Annotated in this window: 13 protein-coding genes; 8 read left to right on the forward strand and 5 right to left on the reverse strand. The window is 32.3% G+C overall.

Translation table 11 applies throughout. The annotated features are described in order from the left end of the window. Window positions 1-6: 6 nt before the first annotated feature. From CFE53_RS01670 to nifH, 5 genes are all read right to left on the reverse strand, one after another. A complete protein-coding gene (locus CFE53_RS01670) occupies window positions 7-1,413 on the reverse strand; it encodes a nitrogenase component 1 (RefSeq protein WP_148120174.1) in 1,407 nt (468 codons plus the stop codon). Further along, window positions 1,406-2,842: a nitrogenase component I subunit alpha gene (locus CFE53_RS01675; protein ID WP_148120175.1), complete on the reverse strand. Its 1,437-nt coding sequence runs from the start codon at window positions 2,840-2,842 to the stop codon at window positions 1,406-1,408. Before CFE53_RS01675 ends, CFE53_RS01670 begins: the two co-directional genes overlap by 8 nt. A 33-nt stretch (window positions 2,843-2,875) precedes the next feature. Beyond that, on the reverse strand, window positions 2,876-3,262 hold the full coding sequence (locus CFE53_RS01680; RefSeq protein WP_148120176.1) for a P-II family nitrogen regulator: 387 nt from the start codon (window positions 3,260-3,262) through the stop codon (window positions 2,876-2,878). A 13-nt stretch (window positions 3,263-3,275) separates the two neighbouring features. After that, on the reverse strand, window positions 3,276-3,593 hold the full coding sequence (locus CFE53_RS01685; RefSeq protein WP_148120177.1) for a P-II family nitrogen regulator: 318 nt from the start codon (window positions 3,591-3,593) through the stop codon (window positions 3,276-3,278). Between the two features lie 89 nt (window positions 3,594-3,682). Continuing rightward, the gene (gene nifH, locus CFE53_RS01690) at window positions 3,683-4,537 is read right to left on the reverse strand and encodes a nitrogenase iron protein (protein ID WP_148120178.1); all 855 of its coding nucleotides are present in this window, start codon (window positions 4,535-4,537) and stop codon (window positions 3,683-3,685) included. 546 nt (window positions 4,538-5,083) lie between these two features. Between nifH and CFE53_RS01695 the strand changes: the two genes are divergently transcribed. The 8 genes from CFE53_RS01695 to CFE53_RS01730 all read left to right on the forward strand — a co-directional run bounded on the left by CFE53_RS01695 (window position 5,084) and on the right by CFE53_RS01730 (window position 14,254). Next, on the forward strand, window positions 5,084-6,064 hold the full coding sequence (locus CFE53_RS01695; RefSeq protein WP_148120179.1) for an NAD-dependent epimerase/dehydratase family protein: 981 nt from the start codon (window positions 5,084-5,086) through the stop codon (window positions 6,062-6,064). Between the two features lie 708 nt (window positions 6,065-6,772). Next, a complete protein-coding gene (gene asnB / locus CFE53_RS01700; protein WP_148120180.1) occupies window positions 6,773-8,659 on the forward strand; it encodes an asparagine synthase (glutamine-hydrolyzing) in 1,887 nt (628 codons plus the stop codon). 10 nt (window positions 8,660-8,669) lie between these two features. Beyond that, a complete protein-coding gene (locus tag CFE53_RS01705) occupies window positions 8,670-9,506 on the forward strand; it encodes a glycosyltransferase (protein ID WP_253254780.1) in 837 nt (278 codons plus the stop codon). Window positions 9,507-9,520: 14 nt separating this feature from the next. After that, a complete protein-coding gene (locus CFE53_RS01710) occupies window positions 9,521-9,919 on the forward strand; it encodes a bifunctional 2-polyprenyl-6-hydroxyphenol methylase/3-demethylubiquinol 3-O-methyltransferase UbiG (protein ID WP_148120182.1) in 399 nt (132 codons plus the stop codon). Between the two features lie 103 nt (window positions 9,920-10,022). Next, on the forward strand, window positions 10,023-10,400 hold the full coding sequence (locus tag CFE53_RS01715; protein WP_148120183.1) for a hypothetical protein: 378 nt from the start codon (window positions 10,023-10,025) through the stop codon (window positions 10,398-10,400). 17 nt (window positions 10,401-10,417) lie between these two features. Further along, complete coding sequence (locus CFE53_RS01720; RefSeq protein ID WP_148120184.1) at window positions 10,418-11,419, forward strand: glycosyltransferase; 1,002 nt, start codon at window positions 10,418-10,420, stop codon at window positions 11,417-11,419. A 19-nt stretch (window positions 11,420-11,438) separates the two neighbouring features. Then, window positions 11,439-12,650, forward strand: coding sequence for a glycosyltransferase (locus CFE53_RS01725; protein WP_148120185.1), 1,212 nt, complete (start codon window positions 11,439-11,441; stop codon window positions 12,648-12,650). Then, window positions 12,629-14,254, forward strand: a complete 1,626-nt coding sequence (locus tag CFE53_RS01730) for a hypothetical protein (protein WP_150131692.1) — start codon at window positions 12,629-12,631, stop codon at window positions 14,252-14,254. Before CFE53_RS01725 ends, CFE53_RS01730 begins: the two co-directional genes overlap by 22 nt. Window positions 14,255-14,256 lie beyond the last annotated feature (2 nt).

Raw genomic sequence — 14,256 nt, forward strand, 5'->3', positions numbered from 1 at the left:
CTTTACTTATTGTTGTTTTCGATCCCATGGAACCTTTGTATCCAGTATTGTATTTACTATCTCATCGAAGAACCTTAGTGATCCCATGTATCCCACTATAGGCCATCTGAAGTATCCAACTCTATCGTATATTGGGAAGCCCATTCTAACGAGTCCAATACCCATATCTCTGGCTATAGGCACTCCCCCCCTTGGATGTCCTATGAGTAGATCCACTTCCTTTTCCTTCACTGATTTCTCAAAGTCCCAAAGGTCTGAGAACTGTACCTCAATACCTACATTGTACTCCTTGGCTATGGCCTCCATCTCCTTCTTGTAGGTCCTTGAAGGTGTCTGGGTATTCACTACAACAGGTTTCATTCCAATCTCACAGCAGAACCTTGCCACTGCAACTACGAAGTCTGGATCGCCAAATATACCTACTTTTTTGTCCATCGTGTAATGTATGGTATCGGCAATTGCATCTATGAGTTTGCCCCTTTCATCCAAAAGTTTATCTGGAATACTTCTTCCTGTAACCTTTGCAACATTTATTATAAAGTCATCGGTATTTTTTAGGCCAATGGGCAATCCATAGTATGCATCCACTTTGTACCTTCTTCTAAGTAACTCGGCTCCCCCCCCTCCTGCATCTCTACATAGGGCAAAGGTGGCCTTTGCATTTGGGGCATCTACAAACTCCTCTAGTTCAGTCCCACACCTTGGATAGTGAGGTATTTCACCGATGGGTTCCCTAAGGGGCTGATAAAGGGTTTCACTTATATCAAATAGTACTGAGTAATCCTCTTTATCCTTTAACCCAAAGATTTCAAGTATTCTTTTTATCTCAAGTATATCTCCAGGGTTAACACCAAATCCTGGAATAATGTTTATCTTCTCAGGTTCCTTTTCATTGTCCTTTTTTCCAAGAGTGCTAATAAAGGCCTTTGCAGCATTGTCATATCCAGTAACATGGCTCCCCTGATAGGATGGACAGTGAATTGGAATTATTGGCAGTTTTGCCTTTTCCTCACCTAACTCCCTGGCGATCTTCTTTTTAGCAGCCCTTATAAATGCCTCTATGTCATCTCCAATGGTTTCAGAGGAGCATGTTGTAATTACAGATATTGCATCGGGATCATACCTTGCCACCAAGTTAGTTAAACCATCAACAAGGTTGTTCATACCACCGTATACTGCAGCATGTTCGTGAAAGGATGCGGTGGCTATGGATACAGGTTCCCTAAAGTGTCTATTAAAGGCATATCTAGCATAGGTGGTACATCCCTGGGAACCTTGAACAAAGGGAATTGTACCCTTTACCCCAAGTGATGCCCACATTGCACCTATTGGCTGACATATCTTATTGGGATTAATTGTACCCTTTCTCTGTTTTTGAATATAGCAAATTTCTCCTGCTATAACTTCACTCATTTAAATCCCCCTTATAGTTTTTGAATTTATCCTCGCCCTCCTTTAATACATCCCATATTGGATGGCATACAGCTTTGTAAATGTCCCTTGCAAAATTTACAAATCCTCTATAACCTGCATAGGGACCCTCCTCATAGGAGTGTGAATTAATTGTTGGAATACCATACTTCCTGAATAGATATCTCTCCTTCAATCCTACGAGCATAAAATCTGGATTGTAGGTTTTTACTGCCTCCTCAAGTTCAGGTTCATTTGGAGCATCTATAACGAGTATGTCCTTTATACCGATCTCTCTGAAGTTTTTATTTAACTTCTCATAATCATCTATATGGGAAAAGGTACAGCATGCTACAACATATTCAATTCCAAGATCCTTCATAGCCTTTACCCAGTGCCAGGTTCTTGGTCCCCCTACGTATACCATACAGGTTTTTCCCTCTAATTTTGATCTATAATACTCAAGTTTAGGTTTTATAATTTCCATTTCTTCCTTTATAACTTGATCAACTCTTTCCTTTGGTAAATCCAGGGCTTCAGCAATCTCATAGAGTGATTTAGATGTCTCTGACAATCCAAAGAATGTAACCCTTACATATGGTATATCGAATCCATCCTTTATCATGTGGGCAATATACTCGGCTGATCTTTGACAATGCACTATATTCAACTTAACATCCAATAACTTAAATAGATCATCCAAGGAGGCATTTCCTGTAAATGTTGCTACATGCCTACATCCAATCTTTTCAAGTAAGGGCTTTATTACACTAACATCCCAATCCATGTTGTATTCTCCAATTAATGCCACATCATAGGGAGTTTTTTCCTCTTCAGACATACGTTTTTCAGGGTATTCATTTATTTTTGACTTTAACCATCTATAGAATGTTACATTGAAAACGTGGTGGCCTTTAGATTGGGAAACGCCACAGAAACCAGGGCTATTAATGGCAAGGGCCGGTTTTTTTGTATTTTTTTCAACATTCCTTGCTACAGCTTCTACATTGTCTCCAATTAACGCCGTAGGACATGTTGTATATATAATGGTACCTTTTGCTTCTGGGAACTCCTCCATTGCCTCAAGACATGCTTTTTCTAAGGTTCTCTCACCACCATATACTATGTCTGATTCCTGCATATCACTACAGAAGCAATATCTTCTATGGAGTTCATTATCTGATAGATTCCTCCTTGTTCCCCAGGTATAGTAGGCACAGCCTATGGGCCCATGGACCATATGGATTACGTCCTTTATAGGTCCCCCTACCACTCCCCTTGATCCAGCAAATGCACAGCCCCTTTCAGTCATATCTCCTGGAACTGTGTTAGTATTACATGCTGGAAGAAGATTTTCTTCAGGATCATAAACATAGGTATGCTTCATCCTTTCTGGAATAAATCTATCACAATCTAGTAGGATATACGGCATATTATCACCTATTTTAAATTATTATATTTTCCATTAATTTCCTATGGCATCCTTTCCCCTTTCTCCAGTTCTTATCCTGAGGGCCTCCTCTACAGGTAAAACAAATATTTTACCATCTCCAAAATTCCCAGTCCTATTTACCTTTGAAATTACTCCCACAACCAGTGGAACATCTTCATCCTCTACAACTATGGAAAGCAGTCTCTTTGGGATGTATTTAATAAACCTCCCCTCTTTTTCTCCTTCCTCTATTATTTTTTGAATATCTACAACTTCAGGCATATTTACTGAAAAGTATCCCTTCTGTTTTCCCCTTCCAAAACATTCCATTATTGTTACTGCTGGAAAGCCCACAGCATCAAGAGCCTTTGCAGTTTTTGAAACTTTGTTCGGGTTTATTATCGCTATAACCTCTTTCATATCCTCACCAACGTTAAATCCCTTTTTCTCCTGTTCTAATGGTGTAGGCCTCTAGGATGGGCTGGATGAATATTTTACCATCTCCAAAATTCCCTGTTTTAGCAGAGGTTTTTATCAATTCCACAACCTCATTCACTTCATCATCATTTACAGCAATTAACAACATAGTTTTTGGTAACTCCTCATAGAATACCTCTCCAACCTTTAAACCTCCCTGCTTTCCTCTACCTACAACGTTTATTTTTGTAAAAGCAGGATATCCTGCACCTTCCAATGCATCTACAACATCATCTACTTTATCTGGTCTAATAATCGCTTTTATCATCTTCATATTGTCACCATTTTTAAAATTTATATTCTATTGCAAAAATAGAGGATTTATTATTTTTATTTGATTTATTCTCATAATAATTATAATAATTATAAGTCAATTAATCCATACTTTACAACTAAATTCTCCAACTCATCCATGGTCATCGGAGTTGGTATCACAAGTTCATCATTTTTATCAATATTTTTTGCCAAGGTTCTGTACTCCTTTGCCTGATTACATTCTGGATCAAACTCAACAACTGTCATTTTATTGAATTCTGCTTTTTGGACAATATTGTCCCTTGGTATATAGTGGATTAATTTGGTTCCAAGTTTATCACAGAAATCATCCATTAACTCCCTTTCACCATCAACATTTCTTGCATTACAAATTATGCCCCCAAGTCTAACTCCAGACTGCTCAGCATACTTTAAGATACCCTTTGCAATGTTGTTTGCCGCATACAGTGCCATCATCTCCCCTGAGGTAACAATATATATTTCCTTTGCAAGTCCATCTCTAAGGGGCATGGCAAAACCACCACATACAACATCCCCAAGGACATCAAAGAACAGGTTATCTAAGTCGTCAGGGTATCCCCCCAAGTCCCTCATCAACTGAACTGCTGTAATAACCCCTCTTCCTGCACAACCTACACCAGGTTCTGGACCACCACTTTCAACACATAGTATGCCCTTATATCCTACTTTTCTTACTTTTTCAAGGGTAACTCCCTCTTCTCCCTCCTCCCTAAGTACATCCATGACAGTCTCCTGTGGCTTCCCATGAAGTATCATTCTTGTAGAATCTGCCTTTGGATCGCACCCGTGTATCATAACCTTTTTATTGAAATAGTGGGCAAGTGCTGCTGCAGTATTCTGGGTTGTAGTTGATTTTCCTATACCTCCCTTTCCATAGATTGCTACCTTTTTAGCATCTGGAGCAATTTCCTCAAAATTCATTCTATCACCTCAGGTTTTATATTGGGAAATATAATTCCTATATGTTATGGATAATACGGAAATATATTTCCTGTTAAATAGTAGTGCAGTATCTACTATATAAACTTTTCTATTTTATTAGTTTAAATAAATAAAATAATGAATATATAAAGTTATAAATATATGATTTTATAAATACATAAAGTTATAAAAATCCTAATTCCCATCAAAAAAATTCTAATAAGAATAACAATAATTATAATAAAAGTAATATAAAAAGAAGAGATTAATAAGAGATAAATAACCTCTCCTGGGATACTATGTAAGTGGAGTAGATCCTTCCTAACAGTCTGCTATTGTTAATTTTATTATTTTTTTTATTATTTAAATCATTACTTTAATGGGCATTAAGGTTTATTTTATTATTCCTCTTAAGATTTTTATTATTCTTATTATAATAATTATTATTCTTCTAATCACAATCTTGATGGGAACTAGGGTTATAAAAATAATTAATAATTTAATATATAATTTGCAATAATCATTAATATTTAAAAAGTTGAGAAAATGAGATACAATAACATCTTAATCACTGGAAGTGCAGGGTTTATAGGGTTTCACCTATGTAGGGAGATACTGGAAAGTTATAACGACGTGGAGATCTTAGGTATTGACAACATGAACAACTACTACAATCCTTTTTTAAAAGATATGAGGAACAATATTTTAAAAGAGTATAAGGGTTATACCTTCCTAAGGTTGGATTTTTCAGATTATCCTAAGTTAGTTGAGAGTTTAAAAGATAAGGATATCGATCTAATAGTCCATTTAGGGGCTCAGGCCGGGGTAAGGTATTCATTGAAGGATCCCTGGGCCTATGAAAGATCCAATGTGTTAGGTACTATGAACATCTTTGAATTTGCCAGGAGATTCGATATAGATAAAGTAGTTTATGCCTCCTCCTCTTCAGTTTATGGTGGTAATAAAAAAATTCCCTTCAGTGAGGATGACAGAACAGATAGCCCTATATCCCTCTACGCTGCAACGAAGAGATCCAACGAACTTATGGCATATACCTACCATCACCTCTACGGTATAGAAATGGTGGGGTTGAGATTCTTCACAGTTTATGGGGAGTGGGGAAGGCCAGATATGGCGTACTTTAAATTTGCAAAGAGGATACTTTTGGGAGAGCCTATAGATGTTTATAATTATGGGAATATGGAGAGGGATTTTACTTACATATCTGATGTTGTAGATGGGATGATCTCTTCCATTGAGAGGAGTTTCAGTTATGAGATATTCAACCTTGGGAATTCAAAACCTGTAAAGTTGATGTACTTCATAGAGTTGTTGGAGAGGTATCTCGGTAGAACCGCTAAGAAGAACTTCTTACCTATGCAGGAGGGAGAGGTTCCAGTAACTTATGCCGATATAAGTAAAAGTAGGGAGTTGTTGGGGTATGATCCAAAGGTGTCTATTGAGGAGGGGCTTAGGAGGTTCTGTAGTTGGTTTTTGGATAATAGGGAGTGGGTTTTGAGGTTGTAATATTTTGATGGAATAAAATAATTAAGTAGAATTATCGTTATAATAAAAGTATTATACATAATCATTGAGAGCATCATAACATAAAATTTGTTATAAAAATAACCTTAGTTCCCATCAAGATTGTGATTAGAAGAATAATAAAAATAATGATTATTATAATAAGAATAATAAAAATCTTAAGAACAATAATAAAATAATTCTGAAAGTATAGAGATAAAAAAGAATAACCTTAATTTCCATCAAAGTAATGATTCAAATAATAAAAAGGATAATAAAATTAATAATAGCAACCTGTTAGGAAGGATCTACTCCACTTCCATAGCATCTTAGAGCATCCTAGGAGAGATTGTTTATCTCTTATTTGATTTTAATATCTTCTTTTTATAAGTTTATTTTTTATAATTATTGTTATTCTTATTAGGATTTTTTTTGATGGGAATTAGGGTTATAAAATAATAACTTAGGAGGTAATAAGAATGGAATTTTAAAATTTTGGAAATGCTTAGGAAAAAGATAAATTTTACTGATTTTTACTTTTTTATTATTCTTATTATTTTTATTTTAATTATTTAAATTAATTTAAAATGTTTATTGCTTAATTACAATATTAATGGGTAATAGAATTATCACTATTTTTTTATTGGAATTCTTGATATAAATTAAAACTTAGGAGATATTATAACATACAAAAGATAAGGAGATAAAAACATGTGTGGTATCAACGGCATTGTAAGATTAAGAGATAAAGTAAGTAAAGAAGAGATTGAAAAAATGAATAGAGCGATAGAGCATAGAGGTCCTGATGATAGGGGGGCATATATAGATAATAAGGGTTCCATAGGTTTAGGACATGTTAGGCTATCTATCTTGGATCTAAGTGAGAGGGGACATCAACCTATGGGCTACGATGTTGAGAGTGGTAGAATTATCTACAGGGATGAGGAACTTGATAATACTGATTTAATAATTGTTTATAATGGAGAGATATACAACTACTTAGAGTTAAGGGAGAAGTACAACTTAAAAACTGAGACTGGGGCAGATACTGAGGTTATTTTGAAACTCTACAACATGTTAGGTACAGAGTGTGTTAAGGAATTCAATGGGATGTGGGCATTTGCAATCTACGATAGAGGTAAAAATATTGTTTTTTTCTCCAGGGATAGGCTGGGGGTTAAACCTCTCTACTACTACTGGGATGGGGAGGAGTTTATATTCTCCTCTGAGTTGAAGGGCATACTTGCTGTGAAGGAGATAAATAAAAGGGAAAATATAAATAAAGAATCTGTTCAACTCTACTTTGCCCTGGGATTTATACCCTCTCCCTATTCCATATATAAAAACATCTATAAGTTAGAACCGAGGCAGAATCTAATTTTACATCTGGATAATTTTAAGATCGAGAAGTATTATTATTGGGAATTACCTGAGTACAACCCTATCTACGATAAAAAGAAGTTGATCGAAGAGGGGAGGTGGTTATTGAAGGATGCTGTGAGGATAAGGATGAGAAGTGATGTGCCAGTTGGTGCCTTCTTAAGTGGAGGTTTAGATAGTTCTACTGTTGTTGCAGTTATGAGGGAGTTTACAGATCTAAGTAAGTTACATACCTTTTCCATAGGTTTTGAGGGGGAGTGTGATGAAACTCCCTATATAGAGGAAGTTGTGAAAACTTTTAAAACTAACCATCATCATTACTACTTTAAAGAGGAGGATTTTTTAGAGTTGATCGATAAATATTCTTGGGTTTACGATGAGCCCTTTGGGGATTACAGTGGTTTCCCTACGTATAAAGTTAGCGAGTTGGCTAAGGAGTACGTTACTGTTGTTTTAAGTGGAGATGGAGGAGATGAGGTTTTTGGAGGTTATTTAATCCATTTAAGTGGATATAGGATAGATTTTATAAAGAAATTACCACAGATATTGAGGATTATAGGATCAAAAATACCTGCAAAAAGGAATTTAAACAGTTATGCCAATCTATATTTACTAAAAGAGGCCTTTAAACTATCTTTAGAGGATCCAGAGAATTTTTATTCAAAATTTTTGGAAAATGTTGCTATAAGGCCTGAAATCTATAAGAAATGGACATCCGAAAAGTTAAAATATTGTTTAAAAAAAGGCAATAATAAATTGGGAGAGGCATTGAGAATCTTTGATTTACTCTATAATTCTTTGGCAGATAACTTTTTGGTTAAAGTTGATAGGGCGTCTATGGCACATGCCTTGGAGGTAAGAAGTCCCTTTTTAGATTATAGATTTGCAGAGTTCAGTCAGAGAATACCTACAGAGTGGAAGGTTGATCTATTTAGAACTAAGAAGTTGATGAGGGAGATAATTAAAGACATTTTACCTAAGAAAATTGTTAAGAGGGGGAAGCAGGGATTTACTCCGCCTCTTGAAGATTGGATATTGAAGGAAAGGTATTTGAATGAGATATTTGAAAAGATTGAGATTTTGAAGGAGATCGATGAGTATCTCTATGAGTTTTATAAAGAAAAAGTTTTTAAGTATAAGAATGAGAGATTTTATAGGATTTATTTAATTAGGTTGTTCCTGTTTATAAAATGGTGGGAGAGATGGATAGGGGATTAAAGTGATATTCATGAGAAATCCTAAAATTTCAGTAGTTATGGCAACATACAGGGAATCTGAAAAATATTTGAGAAAGTCAATAGAGTCAATTTTAAATCAAACATTTCAAGATTTTGAATTTATTATAATTTTAGATGATCCAAACAATGAAAAGAATGAAAAATTAATAGAAGAGTACGCTAAAAAAGATAAAAGAATAGTTTTTTTAAAGAATGAGAGAAATTTAGGTAGGGGTGCCAGTAGAAATAGGGCTATTGATATTGCTAAGGGAAAATATGTTGCTATTATGGATGCAGACGACATCGCACTACCTGAAAGATTGGAAAAACAATTTAACTATTTAGAGGAAAATGAAGATGTAGATCTTCTATTTACCTGGGCTTATTGGATCGATGAAAGGGATAATATTATAGGGAGGTTTAAACCTGAGAGATATAAAATAAAAAATATAAAAAAATATTTTTTTAGGGAGCATTTACTTGTACATCCTAGTATGATGATAAAAACAGAGATATTAAAAGAATTAAAATATAATGAAAATTTACTTAGATCCCAGGATTATGATCTCTGGATCAGATGTATTTTAAATAACTACAACTTTGATGTAGTTGAAGAGTTTTTGTTGAAATACAGAGTAATAAGGGAAAATATTGAAAAAAGAATAAAGAAACAGATAAATTACTCCAAGTATTCTACTCTAATCCTTCGGAAGTATAAAAAATATTTTTATAGAGATATTTATTTTTGGAAGGTTTTCTTTTTTCACATATCTATGTACATTTTTTTGATAATTGTACCGAAAGGTTTAATTAAAGAGTTGGTAAGAATAAAGGATAAAAAACAATAAAATGGTAGGGATATATGAAAGAGATAGATATTTCAGAGTATCATCAAAAACTAAGATCTATTAAATATACAGAAGACATAGGTATAAGAGGAATAATTGACAAAAGTACTTATGCACTTTATGATTATAATTATAAGAAGATATTTTTGGATAATTTTGATAGTAGAGATATAAATATATTAGAAATTGGTCCTGGGAATGGACATTTTGCAGATTGGTTAATAGCAAATGGTTATAAAAATATAACTTTAGTGGATATAGAACATGATAATTGTAGATATCTGAGAGAAAAATACAAAAATGTAGAAAGTATAAACGTTATAAATAACGATGCGATTAGTTATTTAAAAAATTGTGAAATGGAATTTGATGTTATTATTACTAGACATTTAAATAGAACATCTACTATATAATGAGATTTTCAAATTTTTTGGATATTCTTATAATATATTATCAAAAGAAGGAGTATTAATAAATGCAACACCTAATGCTCAAAATTTAGTTTATGGTTGTTATATGAGATACAATAGTTTTTCCCACCACATACTCTTTACTCCAAATTCCTATTACGAATTTTCAAAACAGTGGTTTGATACATACTTTATTGATGAGAAAATGCTTTCACCATTTAAATTACTAAGTTATTATTTCTCTAAAGATGTCGATAAAAAAATTAATTATTTAAGGAATTTATTAAATTTAAATAGTGAAAATAATAGTAGTAGCAATATAAATAAAAATAATAAATCATTATTTGAAAAATTCAAAATGTTATATGAATATACCAAGAGATACATCGCCTGGAAAAAATCTATAAAATTTTCAAAAAAATTCTTACCAGATGAAAACGTGTTTTCTATAGTCTTTATCGCAATTTCGAAACCTAAAAAATAATTTTTTGTGTGAGATTTATGAAAACATGTGCAGTAATTGTTACCTATGGAAATAGATTTCATTTATTAAAGAAAGTTATTGAAGGATGTCTTGAGGAAAAGGTAGATAAAATAATAGTTGTCGATAATAACTCTCTCCCTGAAAGTAGAGAAAATATTAAGAAATTAGAAAAAGAAATTCCTAACTTGGAAGTTATATATTTAGATGAAAATAAAGGATCGGGGGGAGGATATAAAATTGGATTACAAAAGGCGTATAATGATGAAGAGTGTGAATTTATCTGGCTGTTAGATGATGACAACAAACCTGAAAAGGGTTCTTTAAAAATTCTAAAGGATTTTTGGAAAAAATTAAATGTAAAAGAAAAAGAAAAAAATGTTGCATTACTATCCAATAGACCATCACGTCCATTTTATAAAGAAACTGCCATTAAAAATGATGAGAGGATTATATTGGGGAGGATAAATAGTTTTATAGGATTTCATGTATTAGATCTCCCTTATATTGTTGTTAGATTTTTAAAAAGAGTATTACTTAAGGAAAATATTGATAAATATATAAGTGATAAAAATTGGGGTATTGTCCCTGTAGCACCATACGGAGGTTTGTTTTTTCATAAAAAATTGATAGATGTTATTGGATATCCTATGGAGGAATTTTTCTTGTATCAGGATGATTTTGAATATACCTACAGAATTACAGAGAAAGGTGGAAAGATCTATTTAATATTAAATAGCATAGTTGAAGATTTAGAAAAGAGTTGGGCTGGTGGAACGACTATATTTCATGATTATAACAAGGGTCCAAAAATGAGGGTGTATTATACAGTAAGAAACAGGGTTTATTTTGATTTAAAATATAGGGTTACAAATAAACCTCTATATATTTTGAATATGATTTTATTTAAAACTCTGTTGTTTATTTTTAATGGTTTTAAAAGTAATAAAGTATTCAATATGGCAGTTGAGGATGGAATGAAAGGAAAGTTAGAAAAAGTAGATCTTGAGAAATTGGGCTAATTAAAACCAATGTGGTATTATGAAAATCCAATTTTTAATAAACTCCTTAATTTCTGGAGGGGCGGAGAGGGTAGCAGTAAATCTGTTGAACGAATTATCTAAAAGAGGATATACTATATTATTATATACTTTAGAAAAAGATAAACACTACGACACTGATAAAAATATTTTATATAAATCATTATCTAATTTTACTGGAGAAACATATAGTATTATAAGGATTATTTATCTACCAGTTGTAATTATTAAATATTTTACAGAAACGTTAAAGAACAAACCGAACATCCTTATCTCTTTTCTTGAACTGTCTAATTTTATAAATATTTTTGTAGGGAAAGTGTTATTAAATAAGAAAGTGATAGTATCAATACATACAAATCCTTTAATAATGTACCCTAAGAATACAATTTATGGAAAAATTCATAATTTTCTAATAAAACTCCTCTATCCAAAAGCAGATAGAATCATAGTAGTATCCAAAAAAATAAAAAATATTTTATCAAATTATTATTACATCCCAGAAGAAAAAATAGAGGTTATCTACAATCCTCATCATATCCAAAACTACCTAAAACTCTCAGAGGAACCGATAGAAGAAAAATACAGTGAAATTTTTAAAAACTCCTTCGTATTTATCAACATAGGGAGACTAACAGAGGCTAAAGGACAGTGGTTCCTAATCAGGGCATTTAAAAAAGTTGTTGAAAAACATCCAAATGCTAAATTAATAATCCTCGGAGAAGGAGAGTTAAGAGAAAAATTAGAAGATCTGATAAGAAAACTCGAATTGGAGAATAACGTCTTTCTCTTAGGAGTCCATAAGAACCCATTTAAGTTTTTAAGGAATTCCCAGTGTTTTGTTTTTCCATCGTTATGGGAGGGCTTACCTAACACCCTAATTGAAGCCCTAACCCTCAACCTTCCCATCATCTCCACAGACTGTGAAACTGGACCCAGGGAGATCCTCGCTCCAGAGTTAGATATAGAGGAGAAGATTAACTACCCCTACTTTGGAAAATATGAGATACTTATAAAACCCTTCCCTAGGAAGTATATCTTTAAAGATTTAGAGGAGAAACCTCTAATAGAGCAGGAGAGACAGTTGGCTGATTTGATGATCAGGATAATTGAGGATAAGGAGTTAAGAGAAAGGTACTCTAATGGTTTGGAGAGGGCGAGGGATTTTGATGTTGAGGAGGTTATTGGGAGATGGGAGGAAGTGATAAGATGAATGTAGAGGTAGATATAGTCTCAATTAAATATAAGAACGAAAGAATAGATCTAACTGATAACCCTTATCCATCATTAAAAAACCTTGAAAAATACTTAGATCTTATTATAGAACTATGTAAAGGAGTATATAAAAACAATAACTTAATAGGAAGAAAAGAATTTGAAAATCTACTTTATTACTCTTTTTTATACTATCTAGTAAACTGGGATAACATCTATCACTCCAATCAAGTTCCCTACATCAATTGGTACAACTTTAAAAATAGTATAGATAATATTTTAAAAAATAGGGAAAGTATAGAGGTATTTTTAGACTATAAATACCTCAACATTGAAATATTCGAAGAGTACTTAAAGGAAATTTACAGTATAAAAATAAAGAGAAAAAACAAAAATATTTTAATAGATTACTTTATTAAACATTATCATGGTAGTCTTATCTATCTTATGTTTTTAATTAGAAAAATGTTAATGAATAAAAATATTAACGAAAATTTTTCTGTTTTATTCAGTACAGATTACAACAGATATTTCCTAAATAAAAGGTTCTTCGGCACTCATCTCTTTAACTACGAGCCTTTTAAAAAGTTAGTTAGAGATCTTGGTATAGAGGATTTTAATTACAAAATATTATACACCAAGTACAATCCCTTTAATCTTAAAGACTATCTGTTAAACTTCTATAAGAAAGAAAAAGAAGAATTGTTTATCGAGGAAATCTTAGATTTAAAAATAGGATTAAATTTAATACTTAATATAAATAAGATATATAGGAAAAATATCGATTTTAATATAGAAAAAGAAGATTTTAATAAATACTTTATATATAGAATGTTTAAAATTTTCGTTAAACATAAACTACCTTTCATACTCTGGATCTATCTATCTGTTAAGGAATTCATAAAGAATACTAACATTAAAGTGTTCATAGGAGATTCTGAAAAGAGTTTCATGTCCCATATATTTAACCTTTACAAGATCAATGAAGGTATGATAAAAACTGTAGTTTTCAGTCATGAACTTATAAACAAAAACTATGCTGTAATACCAGTATCTAACAAAAATAGATTAATACCGGATTTGAAATTGGTTTGGAACGAAAATATCAAAAAACTACTGATTCAGAGGTACAACTATCCTCCTGAAAAGGTTTTAGTGTTTCCAGATCCAAGGTTCTTGTACTGGAGAGGTATGCCTAAAAGGGAAAAAACTATCTTGTTAATCTCACAAGGTTCTCCTATCTTTTATGAACAAGTATTTGAATTATCTAAGGAAGGAGTTTTAAATAATTTAGGGTATAAAGTGCTCTTTAAACCTCATCCAGGTGAGTATTATATAAGCAAATCTTATATTGAAAAATTAAAAAATCTTAAAGGTATAAAGGTTATAGACAACCTTAACTTTATTCCAGAGTACGCTGTAACTATGACATCTACCTTAGGTTATGAACTTTTAAATGCTGGAAGTAAAGTTTATTTTATAGATGAGAAAGCTAGAGAAATATTTTTAATAGATGATAAATTATTTAAAAAAATATATAGACGAAATTTAAAAGAGGTATTTTGTGAAATTTTAGATACCAACCATTACATTAATGCTTAAAA

Source organism: Methanofervidicoccus sp. A16 (genome assembly GCF_003351865.1).
GTDB lineage: Archaea > AGJL01 > Methanococci > Methanococcales > Methanococcaceae > Methanofervidicoccus.

What these genes read in the sequence shown, in the direction of transcription:
- CFE53_RS01680 (WP_148120176.1), bottom strand. Translation starts at nt 3,262, where the DNA reads ATGAAAGAGGTTATAGCGATAATAAACCCGAACAAAGTTTCAAAAACT.
- CFE53_RS01675 (WP_148120175.1), bottom strand. Translation starts at nt 2,842, where the DNA reads ATGCCGTATATCCTACTAGATTGTGATAGATTTATTCCAGAAAGGATG.
- CFE53_RS01705 (WP_253254780.1), top strand. Translation starts at nt 8,670, where the DNA reads ATGAGAAATCCTAAAATTTCAGTAGTTATGGCAACATACAGGGAATCT.
- CFE53_RS01720 (WP_148120184.1), top strand. Translation starts at nt 10,418, where the DNA reads ATGAAAACATGTGCAGTAATTGTTACCTATGGAAATAGATTTCATTTA.
- CFE53_RS01685 (WP_148120177.1), bottom strand. Translation starts at nt 3,593, where the DNA reads ATGAAGATGATAAAAGCGATTATTAGACCAGATAAAGTAGATGATGTT.
- CFE53_RS01695 (WP_148120179.1), top strand. Translation starts at nt 5,084, where the DNA reads ATGAGATACAATAACATCTTAATCACTGGAAGTGCAGGGTTTATAGGG.
- CFE53_RS01670 (WP_148120174.1), bottom strand. Translation starts at nt 1,413, where the DNA reads ATGAGTGAAGTTATAGCAGGAGAAATTTGCTATATTCAAAAACAGAGA.
- CFE53_RS01715 (WP_148120183.1), top strand. Translation starts at nt 10,023, where the DNA reads ATGAGATACAATAGTTTTTCCCACCACATACTCTTTACTCCAAATTCC.
- CFE53_RS01725 (WP_148120185.1), top strand. Translation starts at nt 11,439, where the DNA reads ATGAAAATCCAATTTTTAATAAACTCCTTAATTTCTGGAGGGGCGGAG.
- nifH (WP_148120178.1), bottom strand. Translation starts at nt 4,537, where the DNA reads ATGAATTTTGAGGAAATTGCTCCAGATGCTAAAAAGGTAGCAATCTAT.
- asnB (WP_148120180.1), top strand. Translation starts at nt 6,773, where the DNA reads ATGTGTGGTATCAACGGCATTGTAAGATTAAGAGATAAAGTAAGTAAA.
- CFE53_RS01710 (WP_148120182.1), top strand. Translation starts at nt 9,521, where the DNA reads ATGAAAGAGATAGATATTTCAGAGTATCATCAAAAACTAAGATCTATT.
- CFE53_RS01730 (WP_150131692.1), top strand. Translation starts at nt 12,629, where the DNA reads ATGGGAGGAAGTGATAAGATGAATGTAGAGGTAGATATAGTCTCAATT.